Here is a 21,900-nt window from a genome sequence, read left to right on the forward strand (position 1 = left end):
ACCAGAAAAACTCATGTTTTTATGGAAGATGAAGAAAAGTTGCGAAAAAGAACTCACTTGTTAGTAACGGGCAAGCTAACCTCCAAAAGAAGAAAGTTGCATTCTGTCAATTTTCATAAAAATAAGCAAAAGTATATTTCGTTTCAGAAAGGAAGATACACCCTATGTTCGGTATTGGTACAAGAGACCTTGGAATAGATTTGGGGACTGCAAACACACTTGTGTTTGTTAAAGGAAGAGGAATTGTTGTTCGGGAGCCATCTGTAGTTGCTCTGCAAACAGACACAAAGCAAATTGTTGCCGTTGGTAATGATGCAAAAAACATGATCGGACGTACGCCTGGAAATGTCGTTGCCCTTCGACCAATGAAGGATGGTGTTATTGCAGATTATGAAACAACAGCAACAATGATGAAGTATTATATTAAGCAAGCAACGAAAACAAAAGGTGTTTTCTCAAGAAAGCCTTATGTTATGGTTTGTGTTCCTTCAGGTATAACAGCGGTAGAGGAAAGAGCTGTCATTGATGCAACAAGACAAGCAGGTGCCCGTGATGCTTACACAATAGAAGAGCCATTCGCTGCTGCTATCGGTGCAAATCTACCTGTATGGGAACCAACAGGAAGTATGGTTGTTGATATTGGTGGTGGAACGACGGAAGTAGCCATTATATCACTAGGTGGAATTGTAACTAGTCAATCAATTCGTGTTGCCGGTGATGAAATGGATGAGGCTATTACTACATACATTCGCAAAACATATAACTTAATGATCGGTGATCGTACTGCTGAAGCGATCAAAGTAGAAATTGGTTCAGCAGGTTCTCCTGATGGCGTGGAAAACATGGATATTCGTGGACGTGACTTATTAACAGGATTGCCGAAAACAATTGAGATTACCGCTGAGGAAATTGCTGAAGCCCTGAAAGACACGGTTTATATGATTGTTGATTCAGTGAAAAATACATTGGAAAAAACTCCGCCAGAGCTTGCCGCGGATATTATGGACCGTGGAATTGTGTTAACAGGAGGGGGAGCCCTTCTTCGCAACCTTGATAAGGTGATTGGTGAAGAAACGAATATGCCGGTATTAATCGCAGAAGATCCGTTAGATTGTGTAGCAATCGGAACAGGTAAAGCTTTAGAGCATATTCATTTGTTTAAAAATAGAGCTAGAGATAGTCGTTAACTTTAGTAAAGAGCATTTGTTTTATAAATCAGGCTGGTACTGACTCGCAGTGCTGGCTCTGTTTTATGTTAGTAAGAAGAATAAGATTTTTTGAAATGATAGGATAAGAAAGACAACGGTTTTCGTCATTCTACTTGGCGCTAAGCCGAGTGTTTCTACTAAATTAGAAATAAGAGGGTGTTCATCATGCCACAGTTTTTTCTAAATAAACGCCTTATCTTGTTACTAGTAAGTGTGATCGTTTTAGTGGCATTGATTGGTTTTTCTTTAAAAGATAATCGAGAGCTATCTTGGCCGGAACAATTTTTGCAAGACACCGTAAGTGTTTTTCAATCAATTTTTCATAAGCCTGCAACATATGTATCAAACTTTTTTGAAAATGTGAACGATTTAAAAAATACGTATGAAGAAAATGAGCTACTAAAAAGTAGACTTGATGAATATATGCAGCTTGAAGCTGATCTACAAGAGTACAAAATTGAAAATGAAAAACTAAAGGCTGAGCTTGGAAAGGTTGCCGATTTAAGGGATTATGATCCAATATTTTCAGCTGTTATAGGTCGAAATCCAGATAAATGGTATGACTATGTTTCCATTGATAAAGGAGAACAAGACGGTGTTGAGCCGAACATGGCTGTTGTCACAGCACAAGGACTGGTTGGAAAAGTAAAATCAGCCTCTCAATTCACATCGACTGTACAACTTTTAAGTGCAACAGATTTGAAAAATCGAATATCAGCTGAAGTACAACCACTGCCAGTAGCCGATGGTGATGAAAAGGAAAACGACACAACTAAAAATAATGAGAAAATTACAGGGTTAATTGAAGGTTATGACGAAGAAAGAGGAGCCCTTCTGCTTCGTCGTATTAAATCAAATGTTAAGCTTATAGAAGGTCAAAAAGTCATAACAGCAGGCATAGGAGGAGTTTTCCCTGGAGGAATTCTTATTGGGGAGATTACCGAAGTAGAGCCTGATTCATATGGGTTGGAACAAATGGCCTATGTAAAGCCTGCAGCTAATTTTTACGATATTGACCGGGTATGGGTAGCGAAACGAAACGCAGCATCAGAAGATCCGGTGGAAGCATTGGCTGAAGAGGAGGAGGAGGAATCTTGAGACGTTTCATTCTTCCTTTTCTTGTCTTTTTTTCGTTTATAAGTGAAAGTACCTTTGCACATTTAGTTTCACTTTCATTTATATCCGAAGATTATATATTTGTTCCGAGGTTTATTTTAATTTTTGTCATTTTCATTACTGTATACTTAAATCGTACCCAAGGTATGTTATTTGGCTTTATATTTGGACTTTTACACGATATTATTTATATTGAAGTCATGGGAATTTATCTTTTTGCTTACGGATTTTTGGCCTATCTCATATCTAAGGCAATGAAGGTACTACATGGACACGTATTAATCGTCTTATTTCTTACGCTTATAGCTATATCTGTGCTTGAGTACTATGTTTATGGAATTAATTATTTAATTGATGCAACAAACATGTCTCTCTATGATTTTACAACGTTAAGGTTACTTCCAACCTTAGCATTAAATATTGTTGTTGCTAGTTTATGTATTTATCCATTAAAAACATTTTTAACGAAATTAAAGTTGGCAGAGTCAGAGGATTAAGATTAACGGGCAAATGAGATTCCTATAACATTCAATATAGAATGAATGATATGATTACAATAGAAAAACTCGGCTTATTTTCAAGTTCTATGGCAAAAGTCTTAGTTTTTCATATACTATCTTTCCTAAAATCTTATATTATTTGATAGTATAAAAAAGGATTTAGAGCATTTCTGTCGAATAGTAAAATCGTTGAGGTGAACGTCATGAAGGTCCAAAAACAGCAATATGTTACGATAAAAGGCACTAAAGATGGCTTAACGTTACATCTCGATGATTCATGTTCTTTTGACCAATTGCTCCAGGAGCTTGAGGAAATGCTGTCTTTAAAGCAATATGTTCAACAAGGCGGTCCGGTTATTGGAGTTAATGTAAAGGTTGGAAATCGTTTCATAGATAAGAATCAGCGAGAAAAACTAGAATCGGTTATTAAGCAGAAGCGGAATCTTCTGGTAGAGTCAATTGATAGTAATGTTATGACGAAGGATGAGGCACTAAGATTAAAAAGAGAGACGGAAATCGTTTCTATTACGAAAATTGTGCGCTCTGGTCAAGTTCTTAAGGTGAATGGAGATCTACTGCTAATAGGTGATGTGAATCCAGGTGGAACAGTAAGTGCCGCTGGGAATATTTTTGTTCTAGGAGCGTTAAGAGGTATTGCGCATGCTGGTGTAAATGGAAATCAACAAGCTGTAATTGCTGCTTCAATAATGAAGCCAACACAGCTGCGCATCGGTGAGGTTATTAATCGGGCTCCAGATCATATACCAAACGAGGGTAATGAGATGGAATGTGCTTATATTAATGAAGACGAAGAAATGGTAATTGAGAGATTACAGCAACTTACTCATCTACGACCGAATTTAACGAGGTTTGAAGGGGGAATCTAACAATGGGTGAAGCAATTGTCATTACCTCAGGTAAAGGTGGCGTTGGTAAAACAACGACATCGGCAAATATTGGGACAGCTTTAGCTATATTAGGCAAACGAGTTTGTCTAGTAGATACAGACATCGGTCTTCGAAACCTGGATGTTGTAATGGGGCTTGAGAACCGAATTATTTATGATTTAGTAGATGTGGTTGAAGGTCGTTGTAAAATGCATCAGGCGCTTGTAAAGGACAAGCGTTTTGAAGATTTACTATATTTATTACCTGCTGCGCAAACAAGTGATAAAACGGCTGTTAAACCGGAACAAATGAAAAAGCTAATTAATGAATTAAAACAAGATTATGATTATATTGTTATAGATTGTCCTGCTGGCATCGAACAAGGATATAAAAATGCGGTGGCCGGTGCGGATAAAGCAATTGTTGTTACAACACCTGAAATTTCAGCTGTTCGTGATGCAGACCGAATTATTGGGTTACTAGAGCAAGAAGAGATTGAACCACCTAAACTTATTGTTAATCGTATTCGCAACCATTTAGTGAAAAATGGAGATATGCTTGATGTAGATGAAATTGTGACACATTTATCGATTGATTTAATCGGCATTGTCGCTGATGATGATGATGTTATTAAGGCATCTAACAATGGAGAGCCGATTGCGATGAATCCGGATAACCGTGCAGCAATTGCCTACAGAAATATTGCTCGTCGAATTCTTGGAGAATCTGTCCCATTACAATCTTTAGAAGATCAAAATAAAGGGATGTTTGTTAAACTAAAAAAATTCTTCGGTGTGCGAGTTTAAATACTAGATTTATAGATTAAATGACTGGTGTCTAATTCTAACCATTTTACAATGGTGATTTTAGATACCGGTCATTTTTTGTTCATATCCTGGCAGGACAAGGCATACACTTGTACAAACTTGCTAAAAGGATGGATGGGGATGAGTCATCGAGCGGATGAAGTAAGAAAAAGAATTGCAAAGCGGAAACGTGAAAAAGGTTTATCAAATGGAAATAGTCATGAACCAAGTCGTACCTCATTATTTATAAGTGATGAAGAGCGATATGGCGGTATTTATTCTCCTCCTACATATGAGGGGGGACCTGGTAAGTCAAACGGAGGACACCCACTCTTTCGAACAGAAGTATTCATGTTTAAGATTTTGTTTTCAGCCATATTGGTTCTGGTCACTGCTATTGTCTTTAAAAATGGAGCACCGATGTTTGATCAAGCTAAATCGGTAATCAATTATTCACTTGAAGAAGAGTTTCAATTTGCAGCTGTATCTAAATGGTATCAAGATCAATTTGGAGAACCACTAGCTTTATTTCAACCAAAGGACGAAAATAAAACAGAGACAGAGAACGATACTCAAATGGTACAACTTGCTGTACCGGCCTCAGGTAAGGTGTTAGAGTCTTTTAAAGACAATGGACAAGGGATAATGGTAGAAACGAATCGACCGTCTGTTGAAGCGATGAATGAAGGGATTATCATCGAAGCTGGCGAAAAGGGTCAAACAGGGCTAACGATTGTTCTTCAGCATGCTGATGGCACAAAGTCATGGTATGGAAACTTAGATAAAGTTGATGTTGCGCTATATGATTATGTTGAAAAAGGTAAGGAGTTAGGTAAAATAAAACTTTCTGAAAATCAAAAAGGAACGTATTATTTTGCGATAAAAAAGGGCGATGCATTTATAGACCCAATTCAGGTGATCCAATTTGAGTAAATATCTTTCACTTCTACAAAAAATTCATATACATCCTTTGTTATGGGTCATGATTGCCATTAGTATCGTCACTGCAAATTTCAAACCTCTCTTCTTTTTAATGATTATTATTTTTGTACATGAAATGGGCCATGCAATAAGTGCTCATTTTTTTTCTTGGAGGATAAAAAATATTATGCTTCTCCCATTTGGAGGGGTTGCCGAGGTTGATGAACATGGTAATCGCTCATTAAAAGAAGAGTTTATTGTGGTCCTTGCAGGTCCTATCCAGCATCTTTGGCTTCAAGGTGCAGCTTTTCTTTTGTTTTTTTTCGGGTTTGTAAACCCGGATGATTATCAACTGTTTTCGTTTTATAATATGACCATTCTCCTTTTTAATTTGTTACCAATCTGGCCCCTTGATGGCGGAAAGCTGTTATTTATTTTATTCTCAAATTTTTGGTCATATCAAAAAGCCCACTTTCATATGATGATTTCTTCTCTTATTTTTTTAGGATTATACGTGAGTAGTACGATTTTGTTTTCACCTACACATCTTAATATGTGGATCATTACTACTTTCCTTATTTATAGTTTGTATCATGAACATAAAAACAGGATGTATAGCTGTCTACGATTTTTAATGGAAAGATATTATGGAAAACAGGCATCAATCAATCATATTAAGCCAATTGTTGTAGAAGAAAATGAGTTCATTTATGATGTGCTTCTTCAATTTCAAAGAGGCTGTAAGCACTTAATAATCGTTGAAAGAGATGGCGTGAAGATTTCTCAAATGGACGAAAATGAGTTACTGCATGCTTATTTTGCTGATAAATTAACAGATTCAAAAATTGGTGATCTTGTGTATGCCTATTAATTCTCTTGTCCATGTTATGGTATAGTAAAATCAACATTCGAATTTAGTTAGAGAAAGAGAGTTCATAACTGTGAGAAGGATAATCATAAATGAAAAAACAAAAGAAACAAGATGTGCTGTTCTTGAGGAAGAGCAACTTGTTGAAATTCATCAATCATATTCCTCAGAAGATGAAATTATAGGAAATATTTTTGCAGGTCGAGTTAAAAAGGTTTTGCCAGGTATGCAGGCTGCGTTTGTTGATATCGGATTACCTCATAATGGCTATTTGCATCGTAATGATTTGGTGAGCTTTCAACTTGCGGAAGCTTCTACAAACTCATCCATCTCACATTATGTTAGAGAAGGTGAGCTACTGCTTGTACAAGTCGTTAAAAGCGGAACAGATCAAAAAGGACCTAAACTAACAACAAATATTGAATTTGGTGGCAGCCATTTAGTGTATATGCCCTATGGCAATTATAAAGCTGTGTCTAAAAAAATCGCAGATGAAGCAGAGAGAAATCGCCTTTTGGCTCTTACAGAGGAATTTTGTAAGAATCAAGAGGGGATTCTTTTGCGTACGGCAAGTAAAGGGAAATCCAAGAAAGATCTAGAGGAAGAGTATAATAGTCTGAAGAAAAAGTTTGAACAAGTGAAAAAGACAGCTATTTCGAAGCCACAATGTGTATATGAAGCAAGGAGTTTTGTTGATCGTCTTTTGAATGAAATGTCTATTAAAAAGGAAGACACGTTAATCAGTGATCAACTTGAACGTGTGCAAAGCCTTAAAACAGAATATCCCGAGTCATCAATCCTTTATCATGATAAAAAGGAAGGAATATTCTCATTTTATAAAATTGAGCAGGAAATAGAGAAATTATTGAAACAAATTGTTTGGTTAAAGAACGGTGCATACATCATTATTGAACAAACAGAGGCCATGACGATAATTGACGTAAATACCGGAAAATTTTCCGGGAAATTATCGATGCGTGACACCGTTTTGAAAACAAACGAATTGGCCGCAATTGAGGCGGCAAAACAAATTCGCCTTCGTAATCATAGTGGGATTATTTTAATTGACTTTATTGATATGAAGCAAAAGGAAGATCGACAGTATATTGAAGAAACATTAAAGAAACAAATGAAACAAGACCGTGTGCAGCATAAGGTTTTAGGATTTACCGAGTTAAATATTTTACAAATCACAAGGAAAAAGGTTCGACAACCTGTCGATATTTCGATAACCGAACCATGTAGGCTTTGCAAAGGTACAGGGCGAGTACCATCAGCAGAAGCTATAGCTTTTAAGCTTGAAAGGGAACTATGGGAATATCAATTTATGGATGAGGAAGCTGTGTGGATTGAAGCAACTAATGATGTTATACACTTGTTAGCCGGTGAGAATAATGAACATCTTATTAAACTTGAGGGAATATTAAAATTTAACATTATATGTTCTGAGTATCATACCTCGAACCCAAGCTACCGGATAAAACAGTTTGGAGATTATCATTCAATAATGGAAAGGGTTCGTTCATATTCAAAGGAAAATAAAGTTTAAAGAAAAATCTATTGCATAATCTTTAGGTTTTTGATAATATGTTTAATGTTATGACTTGTAGCGCACCGTGCTACAACCGCTCAAAATAAGGTTGTAAGTAATGCTATGCATTCACCTGATTTTGGCGAGTCTTAGTCTATAGGAGGTGCAGAGAATGTACGCAATTATCGAAACTGGTGGTAAACAAATCAAGGTTGAAGAAGGTCAAGCTATCTACGTTGAAAAACTAGCTGCTGACCAAGGTGAGACTGTTACGTTTGACAAAGTTTTATTTGTAGGTGGAGACAACGTTCAAGTTGGTAGCCCAACTGTAAGTGGTGCTTCTGTAACGGCTAAAGTTGAAAAACAAGGTCGTCAAAAGAAAATCACTGTTTTCAAATACAAAGCTAAGAAAAACTACCGTAAAAAGCAAGGTCACCGTCAGCCTTACACAAAAGTTGTTATTGAAAAAATCAACGCGTAAGGCGATTTGAAATGATAAATGCCAAAATTTATCGTTCAAATGAGGGACTAATTACAGCGTTCATCTTATCTGGACATGCTGAATTCGATGAATACGGCAAGGACATTGTTTGCGCTGGAGCATCTGCTGTTACCTTCGGAGCTGTTAATGCAGTTCTCTCTTTAACAAATATTGAACCACAAATTGATCAAGGAGGAGAAGGTGGATATCTCAAAGTAGAAATCCCTGAAAATCTCGATGCATCAACAAGTGATAAAGTTCAATTGTTATTAGAAGGTATGGTTGTTTCATTACAAACAATTGAAAGAGAGTATGGACAATATATTTCGGTAACTCATCATTAAGCAGGAGGTGAAACTTCATGTTAAGATTAGATCTTCAGTTCTTCGCATCTAAGAAAGGGGTAGGTTCGACTAAAAACGGTCGTGACTCTATCTCAAAACGTCTTGGTGCTAAGCGTGCAGATGGTCAATTCGTTTCTGGTGGTTCAATTCTTTACCGTCAACGCGGTACAAAAATTTACCCAGGTGAAAACGTTGGCCGTGGCGGTGATGATACACTATTCGCAAAAGTTGATGGTGTTGTTAAGTTCGAACGTTTCGGACGTGACCGTAAAAAAGTTAGCGTATATCCAGTAGCTCAAGAAGCTTAATTTTACGAAAAACTCTAACCGGCTAGGTTAGAGTTTTTTAATTAAATGGTTATGTTCATGTTGAATATACCCTTGAATCTACAGTGATTTAGAACAACAATTAGAACTGTACATAAGCTCTCTATTTTTATACACTCTACTAACACGTCACAAATTTTCACCTTCATTTTATACAATTCTTCTTAAATTAGAAATTACTCCTTAAGTTCTAATACAATGTTTGTTATAATTTTTAATACAGCCTAAAAATAAGTATAACTCCTTTATGAAAATGATTTTAATTAAATAGTAGGAGAAATTGTATGAAAAACAATCAAAATGATATGAATATTATTGATCTTTTAAGTCATTCCAGACATGATTGGATGAATAAATTGCAGTTAATTAAGGGGAATATGTCACTACAAAAATATGATCGTGTTCAGGATATTATTGAAGAGATTGTCATTGAAGCACAGCAAGAATCAAAGTTGTGTAATCTAAATATGCCTCTATTTGCAAGTTACCTCATGACGTTTAATTGGTTTAGTCATCATTTTACATTAGAATATGAAGTTTTAGGTGATATAAAAAGCATTTCACACTATGATGAACCAATTGCAAAATGGAGTAAGGAATTTTTGGATATACTAGATAACAGCGTTGATTATTCTGGTGAAAATCATGTAAGTATTACTTTGAATACAGGTCATTCAAATGAAGAAGGAATTCGTTTCTTTTTTGATTTTGAAGGCATACTAAAAGATAAAGAGCAAATAATGAATTGGTTTGAAAGATCAGGGAATCATTCTATTCAGGTAGATGAACTGGAAATTAGTACATACCAGATAACGGTAGCGTTATCACTCAGGTGATTCAAATTACTCATTTTCTTAAATAGTAAGCTGAATATAGCTTACTTTATGTATAGGTATGTAGAACGGAGGAAGACAAATGTTTGTCGATCAGGTCAAGGTTTATGTAAAAGGTGGCGACGGTGGAAACGGAATGGTTGCCTTTCGTCGCGAGAAGTATGTACCAAAGGGAGGTCCTGCTGGTGGTGATGGCGGCAACGGAGCTGACGTTGTTTTTGAAGTAGAAGAAGGTCTACGTACGTTAATGGACTTTAGATACAAACGTCACTTTAAGGCACCTCGTGGAGAACATGGCATGTCAAAAAATCAACATGGGAAAAATTCTTCACCAATGATTGTAAAAGTTCCACCAGGGACTGTTGTGACAGATGAAGAAACAGGACAAGTTATTGCTGATTTAACTGAACATGGACAACAAGCGGTTATTGCAAAAGGTGGCCGTGGCGGTAGAGGGAATAGTCGATTTGCAACTCCTGCAAACCCCGCTCCAGAGCTTTCAGAAAATGGTGAACCAGGTATTGAGCGAAATGTTATTTTAGAATTAAAGGTATTAGCTGATGTTGGATTAGTAGGCTTTCCAAGTGTAGGTAAATCTACATTATTATCCGTTGTATCATCTGCAAAACCTAAAATTGCTGAATATCACTTTACAACACTCGTTCCAAATTTAGGAATGGTCGAAACTGAAGATGGAAGAAGCTTCGTTATGGCCGATCTTCCCGGATTAATTGAAGGAGCTCATGAGGGTGTTGGTTTAGGTCATCAGTTCCTTAGACATATTGAAAGAACGCGTGTGATTGTTCATGTGATTGATATGTCCGGGTTAGAGGGAAGAGATCCTTATGAAGACTATTTAACAATTAATGCGGAGTTAAAGGAATATAACTTACGTTTAACAGAAAGACCGCAAATTATTGTAGCCAATAAAATGGACATGCCTGATTCTGAGGAAAATCTTCAATCATTTAAAGAAAAATTAGAAGAAGATCTACAAATTTTCCCTATTTCGGCAATCACTAGAGAAGGTGTCCGAGAATTATTATATGCAGTTGCAGATGCGATTGAACAAGCTCCAGAATTTCCACTTTACGAAGAAGAAGAGACAGAAAATCGTGTTGTGTATGAGTTTAAGAAAGAAGAGCCGAATTTTGCCATTTCTCGTGACAGTGAAGGGGCATATGTTCTAACAGGAGAGAAAATTGAAAAACTCTTCAAAATGACAGATTTCTCTCGAGAAGAGTCTGTGAGACGATTTGCACGACAGCTTCGTGGCTTGGGCGTTGATGAAGCATTACGTGAACGTGGAGCAGAAGATGGAGACATTGTGAAATTACTGGATTATGAATTTGAATTCGTTGAATAGCGGATTAAACTAAGCTAGTAGGGAGCTGAACGTTAGCTCTCTTTTTTTATGTCTTAATTAAGATCTATACATATATTTGGTCAATTTATAAGGAAATTTCGTTTTTCTTCTGAAAAAGGAAGAAATTTAGCCAATATTGTGATAAATTATCTACATTGAGAAAAAAGTGGGAGGGAAATCATGAAGGACGATACCTTTTATTTGGTGCGTGAGGATATATTACCTGAAGCGATGAAAAAAACACTTGAGGTAAAGAAGTTAATAGAAAGAGGGAAGGTAGACTCTGTAGCCGAAGCTGTGCAGCGTGTTGATATGAGCCGTAGCGCTTTTTATAAATATCGAGATGCCGTGTTTCCATTTCACACAATGGTTAAAGAAAAACTGATTACCCTTTTTTTTCACTTAGAAGATCGCAGTGGTACACTTTCTCATTTGCTATCTGTTGTCGCAAATGCTGGTTGTAATGTGTTAACGATACATCAAACGATTCCAATTCAAGGTCGTGCTAATGTGACGCTATCACTTAATACAAATGGGATGACAGAAGAGATTAATCAGCTTATGTCCAAGCTAAGAAGATTAGAGTTTGTTGAAAAGGTTGAAATTTTAGGGCAAGGAGCATAAGGAGTTGAATGGAAGTTGGCAATAAAGGTAGGTTTTTTAGGTCCGAAAGCAACATTTACCCACTTAGCTGTTCAATCATATTTTGGAGATGACATTGAGCAAGTAGCTTACTCCACAATACCGCAATGTATTGATGCAGTGGCTGGTGGGGAGATTGATTTTGCCGTCGTACCTACCGAAAATGCACTTGAAGGATCAGTAAATTTAACGATAGACTATTTAATCCATGAGCAACCATTATATATAGTAGGGGAAATTGTTTCACCAATTGAGCAACACTTTATGGTTCATCCTGCTAATAAAGAGAAATGGGAGCAAGTAACTCGTGTTTATTCACATTCCCATGCTATAGCTCAATGTCATAAATTTTTGCATAACACGTTTAAAGGCATTACATATGACTATGCTACCTCAACAGGAGCTGCAGCTTACTATGTGAGTCAGCATCCCGAAGAACTTGTTGCAGCAATTGCAAACAGGCTAGCAGCTGAGGAATATGGTTTAGAAATTGTTAAGCCTAATATTCATGATTATCACTATAATCATACTCGTTTTGCCATTGTTCATCCGTCACTTGATGGGAAGTATCCAAGTTCGAAATTGGTGTCGGAAAAGGAAAAAACAACTTTGATGGTTACCTTACCATCTGATCAGTCTGGTGCATTGCATCAAGTGTTATCCGCGTTTACTTGGCGCAAGCTAAATCTTTCGAAAATTGAATCGAGACCAATGAAAACTGGTTTAGGAAACTACTTTTTTATCATTGATATTGATATGAAAGTAGATGAAGTCTTAATACCAGGAGCTATCTCAGAATTAGAAGCTCTTGGCTGCGGCGTAAAGCTGTTAGGTACTTATGATGCTTATATGATTAAGCAGGGTGCAGAGAAAGAGGCAAAATAAGAAAGGTTTTGTGTAACGGGTTCGGTTTAATTGAATAACCGATGGTTCAAATAAACGGAGTTTTTCCGGTTAGATTGAAGAATGGAACGTGGTTTGGGGGATATAAGCGGAGTTTATCCGATTAAGCAAAGTAAAATGGTCCATTTTCATCTTTTTCGATTAAATAGGCGGAATCTTTCCGTCTATTTAATCTATTTTTCATGCTAGTTCCTCAATAAGAGAAATTTCTCCGCTTATTTAGTAGCTTACTTCCTGTTGATTCTTGAAGATTTTAGAAATCACTTAATCTGGCTTATCTTGGTATAAAAAATGCTTGGAGCATATATGTCTCCAAGCATTTTGCTTTACTGATTTACTTGCCAAATTGTTTTTAAGGCTAGCACGAATTACTATACGAAATGCAATGTTAATTCGTATATTGTACTTCAAAACAGAACCCGTGACCTTTTGGGTCATCTTTTTATGATTCTTTTATTAAAAATCCAGCCTTATTTAACTCTTCACAAGCTAAATCTAGTTTTTCGCTTGTATCGGCCTGCAATGTATGAAGGTGTAGACCTTCTGTTAATTGTGATAAATAAGCTGCATTATGCTGATTGATTTTTTTCATAAACTCTTTTACATCATTTCGGTTTCCAACCATAATAGATGCTGTTAAGTCACCGTAAACAGGATGTTCAACAATAACATCTTTGATGAAAACACCGTGGTCCACAAGTATGGTTAGTTCCTCTTCTGTTCGTTCAGGATTATGACTACATGCAATAATACGTTCATGCAGCTTTTGTTCACTAGTTTCTTTATTTAAATAAACATAGCCTTGACTTGTTGCAATAATTGGATGGTTTTTGGCTTTTAATAGCGAAATATCCTGTACAATAACTTGTCTGCTTACATTCGCTAAGGTTGCTAGCTCTCCACCTGTGAGGGGCTCCTCGGCATTTATTAGTCTATCTAATAATAGGTTTCTTCGCTCTTCTCCTAAAATTTTATCTTTCATTTTCATTCCTCCAGAGTACACTCTATACACTAGTAAACCATTGCTCTTTATATTCGATCAAGTTTTTTAGAAATTTTCTACAATTCTTATTAAAACATCAGTAAAACGTCTAATATGTTCTTCAGTTGTATCCTTTCCGAAAGATGCCCTAATAAATTGCTTTGCTTCTTGGTCGCTATATCCTAATGCAACAACAGATTTCGGGGGAGCCTGCATTCCGACTTGACATGCACTTCCTGTTGATACAGCAAAGCCAAACCGATTACATTCGAGCATGACGTATTGTCCCTCGATTCCCTTCACCATAATAGGCAGTATGTTTGGCAGAGAGTGAAACTTGTCGTCCCAGTTTAATACAGTTATTTTTTCGTTATAAGGTTGAAGTAAGTCAAAAAACAAATTTTTCAACCTTTGATAGTGATTGTAGAAGTCTTTTCTGTTAGTCATTATATCATTAGTAGCTGTTGCAAATGCTGCAACGGCCGGGACATCGACTGTTCCAGGACGAAACCCGGATTCATGTGTTGTACCTTCTATGACTGGGTGCCAATGAATAGATGGATTTATATATGCTGCCCCAATTCCTTTAGGTCCATAAATTTTATGACCTGAAATCGATATTGCATCAATATTGGTGACATTCAGAGGTATTTTTCCAAATGTTTGAACACAATCACTATGAAAAATAATTCCCATTTCTTTTAAAAATAGTCCAATTTCTTCAATAGGCTGTATGCTTCCAATCTCTGAATTACCGTGTTGAATGGAGACAAGTCCTGTATCACTCTTTATTGCCTTTTTTACTGAAGATAATGAAATGTTCCCATATTGATCAGGAGATAAGAAAGTTACTTCAAACCCTTCAGATTCTAATCTTTTGAAAAAAGTAAAAAGAGAAGAATGCTCCATTACAGTGGTAATCAAATGTTTTTTGTTAGAATCTAAGCCATTTAATAAAGATTGAATTGCAATTATATTTGCTTCACTACCTCCGCTTGTAAAATAAACGCCTTTTTCACTTCCCCCAATAGAATCTCCAATGATTTTTCTAGAGGCATGTAGTGTTTTTGCTGAAATTTCCCCAATATCATGTAAGCTGCTGCTGTTTCCAAAAGCATTTTTTGCGGCTTTAGTATATATGTGAAGAGCATTGTCACTCATTGGTGTTGTTGCTGCATAGTCAAGGTAAATCACGGTATCCCTCCTATTACTCTAATAATCTTACAAAGATCGAAATAAAAACTCTTGTCATTATTTTAAATTTATGTAAATATAGGTGTCAAGACAGGTGTAAATTACAGGAGGGGTGTTATGCCTCAAACAGATGTTATTATTATCGGTAGTGGACTTGCGGCACTTTCTGCTGCGTATCATCTTCGTTACCTGAATGTCACAATCATTACAAAGTCTTCATGGTCAGCAAGTAATTCAATGCTTGCACAAGGTGGAGTCGCTGCTGCTGTAGATTCAAAAGATACTTGGAAGCTTCATTATGAAGATACTTTGGCTGCTGGCTGTGATCATAATCATGTGCAGAATGTTGAGTACCTTGTACAAGATGGTCCTTCTGAAATCCAGGAATTAATTCAAAATGGAATGAATTTTGATACTAATTCATACGGACAATTATTGCTTGGTAAAGAAGGGGCTCATAGTAGGAATCGAATTATTCATGCTGGTGGAGATGCAACTGGAAAAGAGTTGACTACTTTCTTGTATCAGAAGACGAAGAAATATGTTTCTATGATTGAAAATGAAATGGCGATCGAGCTAGTGATTGACAATGGAAAATGTGTTGGTGTTTATACAAAGAACGACAAAGGGGAATGTCAGCAATACCTAGCAAGTAAAACAATTATTGCAAGTGGTGGCTGTGGAGCTGTTTATGGCCATACCTCAAATGCTGATGTAATCACAGGTGATGGAATTGCAATGGCATATAGAGCAGGAGCAAACATCGCTGATATGGAATTTATTCAATTTCACCCTACGATGCTTCATATAAATGGAAAGTGTGTTGGTCTTATTTCTGAGGCTGTTCGAGGAGAAGGAGCCATTTTAATTAATCAAAATGACGAAGCATTTATGAGGAAATTGCATCCTCAAGCTGACTTGGCCTCAAGAGATATTGTTTCAAGAGCCATTTTCTATGAAATGAGAAAAGGAAATCGTGTTTTTCTAGATATCTCTATGATCGAGAACTTTTCTTTAAGATTTCCCACGATTTCTGCACTTTGCAGACAATATGGAGTAAAACTTGAATCTGGAAAAATCCCCGTAGCGCCTGGCATGCATTTTTTGATGGGTGGTATCGTTACAAATGATAAAGGGGAGACAAGTATTAAGAATTTATATGCTATTGGAGAAGCGGCATGTACAGGTGTACACGGTGCCAACCGGTTAGCGAGCAACTCCTTATTAGAAGGGCTTGTATTCGGTCAAAGATTGGCAACTTATCTTTTATCACAGCCTTTTGAACATCAAAGTACAACGAATTTCAGTCTTCACTCAAATGAAATAAGTCATTATGACAACAAAAAACTTCCGACTAAACACGAAATACAAGAAATCATGACAAAATATGTTGGAATTCAAAGAACAGAGGAAGAGCTTCTTATCGCTAAGCAATGGTTTGAATCTTATCAGGATCAGGTCTCTTTTTGGGATATTAATGTGAAGGATTTCACAATAGATGAAATAGAAAGAACAAATATGCTGACAGTTGGTTGGTTGATTACTACTTCTTCTCTTAGCAGGACTGAGAGTAGAGGCGGTCATTATCGTTTAGATTATCCAAATCAAGTAGAAAAATGGCATCGAAAACAAGTTTTTCAATCAAAGAATGAAATGGTTGTGGGGGTATAAAAATGAATGTCATAAAACTAAAGAAAAAGTTGGAAGAGTTTTTCTTAGAAGACCTAGGTGAATTAGATATATCAAGTCAGACCATCTTCGGTGAGAAGTCTAGAGGAGAGGCCGTTATTCTTGCAAAGGAAGAAGGAGTATTTGCAGGTGCTAACGTGATTGAAATTGGCTATTCTTTATTTCAATCAGATATAAAAGTAAATCTTAAAAAACAAGATGGTGATCTTCTTCAAAAAGGAGACATTATTGCAGAAATTGAAGGACCGGTTGCCGTTATTTTAAGCGGAGAACGTGTCATCTTAAATCTGCTTCAACGCATGAGTGGAATTGCAACATTAACAAATAAAGCTGTTCACTTACTTGGATCAAATACGACAAGAATTTGTGATACGAGAAAAACATCGCCTGGTTTAAGAATGTTTGAAAAATACGCTGTTCGTTGTGGTGGCGGATTTAATCATCGTTTTGGATTGTATGATGGAGTGATGATTAAAGATAATCATATCGCCTTTTCTGGCTCCATTACAAATGCTGTAAATAAAGTAAGAGAAAGTACGGGTCATATGGTAAAGGTTGAAGTGGAAATTGAAACAGAGGAGCAGTTACTAGAAGCAATTGATTCAGGTGCGGATGTTATTATGTTTGATAACCGTTCACCAGAAGAGGTGGCAAGGTTTGCAGAAATAACACCAAAGCATATTATCACCGAAGCTTCTGGTGGAATTGGCTTACACAATTTAGCGGATTATCGTCATACGAATGTTGACTATATTTCCTTAGGAATGCTCACACACTCATACAAATCATTAGATATAAGCTTAAATGTAAAATAGGGGGGAACATCAATGGAACTGTTAGATATCCTTGAACATGAAAAGAAAGAAATGATGCCGGAATCCTACAAAAATTTAACAACGGCAGAAATGGAAAGAAGAGTAAAGGAAATTAAAGAGAAATTCGGTTCAAAGCTCTATATACCTGGACATCATTATCAGAAAGATGAAGTTGTTCAATTCTCTGATGTTACTGGTGATTCTCTGCAATTAGCGCAAGCAGCAGCATTAAATAAAGAGGCTGAGTATATTGTCTTTTGCGGTGTTCATTTTATGGCTGAAACAGCAGATATGTTAACATCAGAAAATCAAAAAGTGATCCTACCGGATATGAGAGCCGGGTGTTCAATGGCTGATATGGCAGATATCGATCAAACGGATCGTGCGTGGGAAAAGCTACAAATTGTTTTTGGAGATACAATTCTTCCACTAACTTATGTTAACTCGACTGCTGCTATTAAAGCATTTGTTGGTAAAAATGGTGGAGCAACGGTAACATCATCCAATGCAAAAAAAATGCTAGAATGGGCATTTACTCAAAAACAACGGATATTATTTTTACCGGATCAGCATTTAGGAAGAAATACAGCTTATGACTTAGGGGTGCCTTTAGACAAAATGGCAATCTGGAATCCGATTACGAATGAGCTGGAGTATGAAGGTAATAATGTAGAAGAAATTGTTGTCATTCTTTGGAAGGGGCATTGTTCCGTTCATGAGAATTTTACAGTAAAGAATATTGAACATATCCGAAAAACGGAACCTGATATGAATATCATTGTTCACCCTGAATGCAGTCGTGAGGTTGTCGGCTTATCTGATTACGCCGGTTCTACTAAATATATTATTGATATGATCGAGGCAGCTGAACCAGGAACAAAGTGGGCAATTGGAACAGAAATGAACCTTGTAAATCGACTCATCCAAAATCATTCTGATAAAAAGATTGTTTCATTAAATCCGTTTATGTGCCCGTGTTTAACAATGAACCGAATTGACTTGCCTCATCTTCTCTGGTCCTTAGAAGGACTTGAAAAAGAAGAAATCTCTAACCAAATTGTTGTACCAGAACACATTACAAAAGATGCTGTATTAGCATTAGACCGTATGCTTGCAAATGTATAAAATATACCTAAAAGGAATCGACTTGGTCGGTTCTTTTTTTATTTTAATGGGATAACTTAATACTCTTTAAAAAAATTCTAATAATTTTCAAAACCGAATCATAGTATTGTAACAAGGTCTGTTTCCATAGGTTTATCCACTTTTATTATCATTTTATTCATATTCGCCATTTCTTACTCATAAATTGTTATGAAGATTAATGGCATTATCTGAATTCTTTATAACTTGCTCAAGCAACATAATGATTTCTTTATTTTATCGAACATCATTATGTTCATTCATTCATCGAAGAAGTTGACTTAGAGTTACTTTTAGGCTTAGGAGGGAAAGCATTGAAAATTCATATTGTACAAAAAGGCGACACTCTTTGGAAAATTGCAAAAAAATACGGAGTTGATTTTGAAGAGTTAAAAGGAATGAATACACAATTAAGTAATCCAGATCTTATCATGCCTGGGATGAAGATCAAAGTACCTTCTGGTAATGTGGCTGTAAAAAAGGAAGCACCAATTAAGAAGGAAGCACCTATACAGCAAACAGCGCCAATAAAAAAAGAGGCTCCTATACAGCAAACTGCACCAATTCAAGAGGAGTCACCTATCCAGAAGCAAATGCCTAAGGCTGAGCACCCATTTGCAAAAGAAAAGCCTAAGGCAGTTGTAGATGTTGAAGACACTATGCCAAAAGAGCCTTTATCAGAAAAACCATCAAAACCTTATATACCGCCTGTACCAAATGCACAACATCCGGTATATACTGGCATGGATGTGAATAATTATTATACGGTGAATATGGCAATGATGCCAAACATGGCAAATCCACAACTTCCACCAAAACCGGCAAATGTCTTACCTGATATGACAAAAGTAGACGCAGAAGAAAAACTAGAGCCATTTTACTTACCAGAAGAAACAGAAGATAAGGAGGATTTAAAAGATATGGCCAATATGCCGAATGTTCCAAACATGCCGAATTTAGCTAATATGGCAAATGTCCCGAATGTCCCTAATATGCCACAAATGCAGATGCCTGCTTATAACCAGCCGGCAATGTATCAGCCGCAATATGTTTCACCACAGTATATGGTACCAGTTTCACCAGTCTTACCAGGATCAGGGCTTTGTCCACCTGCTCCATACTATCCAATGCAAATGCCATATGGATATGGACCGGGAATGATGCCAAACCAACCTTATCCAACAGCAGTAAGTCCTGAGGAATATGATGAAGATGATGATTATGATTATGAAAATCAAGGACATATGCCAAATATGCCATACCCGCAAGCAGCACCTGCACAATATGCACCTAACTTTCCGGTGAATCCATATGCAGGGGTACCAGTTTCACCGGTTATGCCTGGACCTGGCTTTACAGGATATCCTAATCAGGTTATGGGTGCTTATGATGAAATGCCAGATGATTATGATTATGAAAACCAACCACAAATGCCAAATATGCCATATCCACAGGCAGTAGCACCAGCATATGACCAAAATGATTGTGGTTGCGGTGGTCCGACGCCATACGCGAATCCATATCAATATGGCGGGTACCCTATGGCCCAACCATATGGCGGTTTTCCAGCTCAGCAGCCGTATCAACAGCCATATCAACAGCCATATCAACAGCCATATCAACAGCCATTTATGGCCCAACCAGGTTATGCCCCATATGGTGCAGGTCCTTATGGATACAATCCAGCGCAACCAGCTCCAGGTGGTCAAATGTTTGGAATGCCTAATTATGATGAACGTGATGAAGAGGAAGAAGATTAATTTGCTTAAAAGCAAGGGTGAAAGCACCCTTGCTTTTTTCTTTCAATAAGTACAAGTTATTTTCTAAAGTCAGCACCATATTTTTAATTTGTTACCTTTAACTAACAGACTTATTTTCCCTTGCTTGTACAAGATAATACATGAGCGATCATCATGCTCAGATAGTATCTTGGGGAGGTTATTGATTTGACAAAAGGTAAAAAAGCTACTGCTTTAACAGCAATTGCACTGTTAACAACGGGTTTAACAGCTTGTAATGGAGATCAAGGTGCCTTAGAAAACAATAACAATAATCAAGCTCAGCCTATGGGATACTATACAAATGAAGGTAACGGTGCAGATAACGAAGGTCCTGTTACTGAAATGATGGATGGAATGAATGGCGAAAATAATCGTAATTATTTTCAACGAGTTAACAATCGGTATGATAACCGTAATATGAGCAATCCAACTGTCCCGCTAGGTAATAATGATAACGGTCTTGTTCGTGACAACCGCTATAGTCATGGAGATGCGAATTATCACCGCCATTTAAATGAAGTGGGATATTATAACCGTGGTGATGGTGAAATTGCTCAAAAAGTGAAAAACTCCGTTGAAAAAATGGACAACGTTGAGGATGCGCGAGTCATTGTTACAGATGACAATGTGCTTGTTGCGATTGATACGAATGATCGAAATGACAAAGATATGAAGCAAAAGGTAACAAAAGAGCTTCAAAAAATGTCAGAGGGACGCAATATTCAAGTTTACACAGATGACGGAACGTTTACACGCATTCGAAATATTGATAACGATATTCAAAATGCTGTAGACAGAGATGTCATTGATACAGATGTTAATGAATTATTGAATGACCTAGGAGATGCGGTTCAACGCCCTTTTAATAATAACCGTTAAACAAGGAGCTTTGCTCCTTGTTTTTTAAATTTTTTCGGGGGTGAAAATTTTTTGGTTAAAACTTCTATAAATGGTCACAATATAAAATGATTTAATAATCATTAGCGAGGTGAGATAGGTGAGAATGTTTCATCGAAGCCGCATCCTTACCATTTGTAGTTTTGTAGGAGTTATGTTGTTTATCAGTCTTTTAAATGTAAATCAACAGCCTATTCACGCTGAAGAACATAGTGTACAGGAGCCTTTAACAGTAAAGGTTATATTGAAAAGAAAATACTTAGATGGAGAAATCAGTGAGGAAGTTACAAAGGAAACCATCTTATCAATGAAAGATTTTTGGGCCGAGTATAAGGATTGGCAATTGCTAAATCAAGAAGAGGATAGAGTTGTCTTTCAAAAAAATATTGATGATATCTCTCCGTTATTAAAGACAAATGGCTATTTTGGTATTGCTGGTGATGGCACATTAACGATCTTTAATGGAAAGCCAAAAACAAATGAAGTCATTCAATCATTTTTTCAGTTAGATGTTGAGAAATTAGAGAGTCGAAAACATGATGAACTTAAAGAGGGAATTCGTATTCAATCTAAAGATCAATATCTAGAAGTCTTACAAAACCTTCAGTATTATTCAAAAACCGAAAAACAATGAAAATTAGAGCTAATCTAAAGAGTTTCTCTTAGG

23 protein-coding genes and 1 other annotated feature are annotated in these 21,900 nt (G+C 36.6%); of the genes, 21 read left to right on the plus strand and 2 right to left on the minus strand.

Features of this window, described 5'->3' with window-relative positions; genetic code table 11:
- The first annotated feature begins 164 nt into the window (after positions 1-164).
- From ACEWK1_RS04865 to pheA, 15 genes are all read left to right on the plus strand, one after another.
- The gene (locus ACEWK1_RS04865) at positions 165-1,187 is read left to right on the plus strand and encodes a rod shape-determining protein (RefSeq protein WP_212136813.1); all 1,023 of its coding nucleotides are present in this window, start codon (positions 165-167) and stop codon (positions 1,185-1,187) included.
- Between the two features lie 186 nt (positions 1,188-1,373).
- Positions 1,374-2,306 carry a rod shape-determining protein MreC gene (gene mreC / locus ACEWK1_RS04870; RefSeq protein WP_121662972.1) on the plus strand — a complete coding sequence of 311 codons (933 nt, stop codon included), beginning with the start codon at positions 1,374-1,376 and terminating at the stop codon, positions 2,304-2,306.
- On the plus strand, positions 2,303-2,821 hold the full coding sequence (gene mreD, locus ACEWK1_RS04875) for a rod shape-determining protein MreD (protein WP_162987428.1): 519 nt from the start codon (positions 2,303-2,305) through the stop codon (positions 2,819-2,821). The genes mreC and mreD overlap by 4 nt, the downstream gene beginning before the upstream one ends.
- A 206-nt stretch (positions 2,822-3,027) precedes the next feature.
- A complete protein-coding gene (minC, locus tag ACEWK1_RS04880; RefSeq protein ID WP_121662970.1) occupies positions 3,028-3,711 on the plus strand; it encodes a septum site-determining protein MinC in 684 nt (227 codons plus the stop codon).
- Positions 3,712-3,713: 2 nt separating this feature from the next.
- Positions 3,714-4,517, plus strand: coding sequence for a septum site-determining protein MinD (gene minD / locus ACEWK1_RS04885; RefSeq protein ID WP_098798742.1), 804 nt, complete (start codon positions 3,714-3,716; stop codon positions 4,515-4,517).
- A 141-nt stretch (positions 4,518-4,658) separates the two neighbouring features.
- Positions 4,659-5,450, plus strand: coding sequence for a M23 family metallopeptidase (locus tag ACEWK1_RS04890; protein WP_212136811.1), 792 nt, complete (start codon positions 4,659-4,661; stop codon positions 5,448-5,450).
- Positions 5,443-6,309 carry a M50 family metallopeptidase gene (locus ACEWK1_RS04895; protein WP_121662968.1) on the plus strand — a complete coding sequence of 289 codons (867 nt, stop codon included), beginning with the start codon at positions 5,443-5,445 and terminating at the stop codon, positions 6,307-6,309. Before ACEWK1_RS04890 ends, ACEWK1_RS04895 begins: the two co-directional genes overlap by 8 nt.
- A 70-nt stretch (positions 6,310-6,379) precedes the next feature.
- The gene (locus ACEWK1_RS04900) at positions 6,380-7,855 is read left to right on the plus strand and encodes an Rne/Rng family ribonuclease (protein ID WP_212136809.1); all 1,476 of its coding nucleotides are present in this window, start codon (positions 6,380-6,382) and stop codon (positions 7,853-7,855) included.
- A gap of 64 nt (positions 7,856-7,919) precedes the next feature.
- Positions 7,920-7,997: a sequence feature (ribosomal protein L21 leader region), on the plus strand.
- 12 nt (positions 7,998-8,009) lie between these two features.
- Positions 8,010-8,318: a 50S ribosomal protein L21 gene (gene rplU / locus ACEWK1_RS04905; RefSeq protein WP_121662966.1), complete on the plus strand. Its 309-nt coding sequence runs from the start codon at positions 8,010-8,012 to the stop codon at positions 8,316-8,318.
- Between the two features lie 11 nt (positions 8,319-8,329).
- On the plus strand, positions 8,330-8,662 hold the full coding sequence (locus tag ACEWK1_RS04910; RefSeq protein ID WP_098798750.1) for a ribosomal-processing cysteine protease Prp: 333 nt from the start codon (positions 8,330-8,332) through the stop codon (positions 8,660-8,662).
- 17 nt (positions 8,663-8,679) lie between these two features.
- A complete protein-coding gene (gene rpmA / locus ACEWK1_RS04915; RefSeq protein ID WP_026558613.1) occupies positions 8,680-8,970 on the plus strand; it encodes a 50S ribosomal protein L27 in 291 nt (96 codons plus the stop codon).
- 302 nt (positions 8,971-9,272) lie between these two features.
- Positions 9,273-9,824: a sporulation initiation phosphotransferase B gene (locus tag ACEWK1_RS04920; protein ID WP_212136807.1), complete on the plus strand. Its 552-nt coding sequence runs from the start codon at positions 9,273-9,275 to the stop codon at positions 9,822-9,824.
- A 79-nt stretch (positions 9,825-9,903) separates the two neighbouring features.
- Positions 9,904-11,187 (plus strand): GTPase ObgE, encoded by a 1,284-nt coding sequence (obgE, locus tag ACEWK1_RS04925; RefSeq protein ID WP_121662964.1) that lies wholly within the window; start codon positions 9,904-9,906, stop codon positions 11,185-11,187.
- 180 nt (positions 11,188-11,367) lie between these two features.
- Positions 11,368-11,811, plus strand: coding sequence for an ACT domain-containing protein (locus ACEWK1_RS04930; protein ID WP_098798757.1), 444 nt, complete (start codon positions 11,368-11,370; stop codon positions 11,809-11,811).
- A 21-nt stretch (positions 11,812-11,832) separates the two neighbouring features.
- Positions 11,833-12,714 carry a prephenate dehydratase gene (gene pheA / locus ACEWK1_RS04935; RefSeq protein ID WP_121665066.1) on the plus strand — a complete coding sequence of 294 codons (882 nt, stop codon included), beginning with the start codon at positions 11,833-11,835 and terminating at the stop codon, positions 12,712-12,714.
- Between the two features lie 460 nt (positions 12,715-13,174).
- On the opposite strand, the gene ACEWK1_RS04940 is transcribed toward pheA, so the two are convergent.
- The gene (locus ACEWK1_RS04940; protein ID WP_212136805.1) at positions 13,175-13,720 is read right to left on the minus strand and encodes a transcription repressor NadR; all 546 of its coding nucleotides are present in this window, start codon (positions 13,718-13,720) and stop codon (positions 13,175-13,177) included.
- Between the two features lie 60 nt (positions 13,721-13,780).
- Positions 13,781-14,908, minus strand: a complete 1,128-nt coding sequence (locus ACEWK1_RS04945) for an IscS subfamily cysteine desulfurase (RefSeq protein ID WP_212136803.1) — start codon at positions 14,906-14,908, stop codon at positions 13,781-13,783.
- 117 nt (positions 14,909-15,025) lie between these two features.
- Between ACEWK1_RS04945 and nadB the strand changes: the two genes are divergently transcribed.
- From nadB to ACEWK1_RS04975, 6 genes are all read left to right on the plus strand, one after another.
- Entirely contained in the window at positions 15,026-16,579 is a 1,554-nt protein-coding gene (gene nadB / locus ACEWK1_RS04950; protein WP_212136802.1) for an L-aspartate oxidase, read from the plus strand.
- Between the two features lie 2 nt (positions 16,580-16,581).
- Positions 16,582-17,412 carry a carboxylating nicotinate-nucleotide diphosphorylase gene (gene nadC / locus ACEWK1_RS04955; RefSeq protein ID WP_212136800.1) on the plus strand — a complete coding sequence of 277 codons (831 nt, stop codon included), beginning with the start codon at positions 16,582-16,584 and terminating at the stop codon, positions 17,410-17,412.
- Between the two features lie 12 nt (positions 17,413-17,424).
- Positions 17,425-18,537, plus strand: a complete 1,113-nt coding sequence (nadA, locus tag ACEWK1_RS04960; protein WP_212136798.1) for a quinolinate synthase NadA — start codon at positions 17,425-17,427, stop codon at positions 18,535-18,537.
- A gap of 332 nt (positions 18,538-18,869) precedes the next feature.
- Positions 18,870-20,315 carry a SafA/ExsA family spore coat assembly protein gene (safA, locus tag ACEWK1_RS04965; RefSeq protein ID WP_212136796.1) on the plus strand — a complete coding sequence of 482 codons (1,446 nt, stop codon included), beginning with the start codon at positions 18,870-18,872 and terminating at the stop codon, positions 20,313-20,315.
- A gap of 186 nt (positions 20,316-20,501) precedes the next feature.
- Complete coding sequence (locus tag ACEWK1_RS04970) at positions 20,502-21,215, plus strand: YhcN/YlaJ family sporulation lipoprotein (RefSeq protein ID WP_162987426.1); 714 nt, start codon at positions 20,502-20,504, stop codon at positions 21,213-21,215.
- 172 nt (positions 21,216-21,387) lie between these two features.
- Positions 21,388-21,867 (plus strand): intercompartmental signaling factor BofC, encoded by a 480-nt coding sequence (locus ACEWK1_RS04975; protein ID WP_251406902.1) that lies wholly within the window; start codon positions 21,388-21,390, stop codon positions 21,865-21,867.
- Positions 21,868-21,900: the final 33 nt, after the last annotated feature.

It is taken from the genome of Metabacillus sp. YM-086 (assembly GCF_048059995.1).
Taxonomy (GTDB): Bacteria; Bacillota; Bacilli; order Bacillales; family Bacillaceae; genus Metabacillus; species Metabacillus litoralis_B.

What these genes read in the sequence shown, in the direction of transcription:
- ACEWK1_RS04975 (WP_251406902.1), top strand. Translation starts at nt 21,388, where the DNA reads ATGTTGTTTATCAGTCTTTTAAATGTAAATCAACAGCCTATTCACGCT.
- ACEWK1_RS04910 (WP_098798750.1), top strand. Translation starts at nt 8,330, where the DNA reads ATGATAAATGCCAAAATTTATCGTTCAAATGAGGGACTAATTACAGCG.
- ACEWK1_RS04930 (WP_098798757.1), top strand. Translation starts at nt 11,368, where the DNA reads ATGAAGGACGATACCTTTTATTTGGTGCGTGAGGATATATTACCTGAA.
- obgE (WP_121662964.1), top strand. Translation starts at nt 9,904, where the DNA reads ATGTTTGTCGATCAGGTCAAGGTTTATGTAAAAGGTGGCGACGGTGGA.
- mreC (WP_121662972.1), top strand. Translation starts at nt 1,374, where the DNA reads ATGCCACAGTTTTTTCTAAATAAACGCCTTATCTTGTTACTAGTAAGT.
- ACEWK1_RS04940 (WP_212136805.1), bottom strand. Translation starts at nt 13,720, where the DNA reads ATGAAAATGAAAGATAAAATTTTAGGAGAAGAGCGAAGAAACCTATTA.
- nadC (WP_212136800.1), top strand. Translation starts at nt 16,582, where the DNA reads ATGAATGTCATAAAACTAAAGAAAAAGTTGGAAGAGTTTTTCTTAGAA.
- ACEWK1_RS04865 (WP_212136813.1), top strand. Translation starts at nt 165, where the DNA reads ATGTTCGGTATTGGTACAAGAGACCTTGGAATAGATTTGGGGACTGCA.
- nadA (WP_212136798.1), top strand. Translation starts at nt 17,425, where the DNA reads ATGGAACTGTTAGATATCCTTGAACATGAAAAGAAAGAAATGATGCCG.
- rplU (WP_121662966.1), top strand. Translation starts at nt 8,010, where the DNA reads ATGTACGCAATTATCGAAACTGGTGGTAAACAAATCAAGGTTGAAGAA.
- minD (WP_098798742.1), top strand. Translation starts at nt 3,714, where the DNA reads ATGGGTGAAGCAATTGTCATTACCTCAGGTAAAGGTGGCGTTGGTAAA.
- nadB (WP_212136802.1), top strand. Translation starts at nt 15,026, where the DNA reads ATGCCTCAAACAGATGTTATTATTATCGGTAGTGGACTTGCGGCACTT.
- ACEWK1_RS04890 (WP_212136811.1), top strand. Translation starts at nt 4,659, where the DNA reads ATGAGTCATCGAGCGGATGAAGTAAGAAAAAGAATTGCAAAGCGGAAA.
- rpmA (WP_026558613.1), top strand. Translation starts at nt 8,680, where the DNA reads ATGTTAAGATTAGATCTTCAGTTCTTCGCATCTAAGAAAGGGGTAGGT.
- minC (WP_121662970.1), top strand. Translation starts at nt 3,028, where the DNA reads ATGAAGGTCCAAAAACAGCAATATGTTACGATAAAAGGCACTAAAGAT.
- ACEWK1_RS04920 (WP_212136807.1), top strand. Translation starts at nt 9,273, where the DNA reads ATGAAAAACAATCAAAATGATATGAATATTATTGATCTTTTAAGTCAT.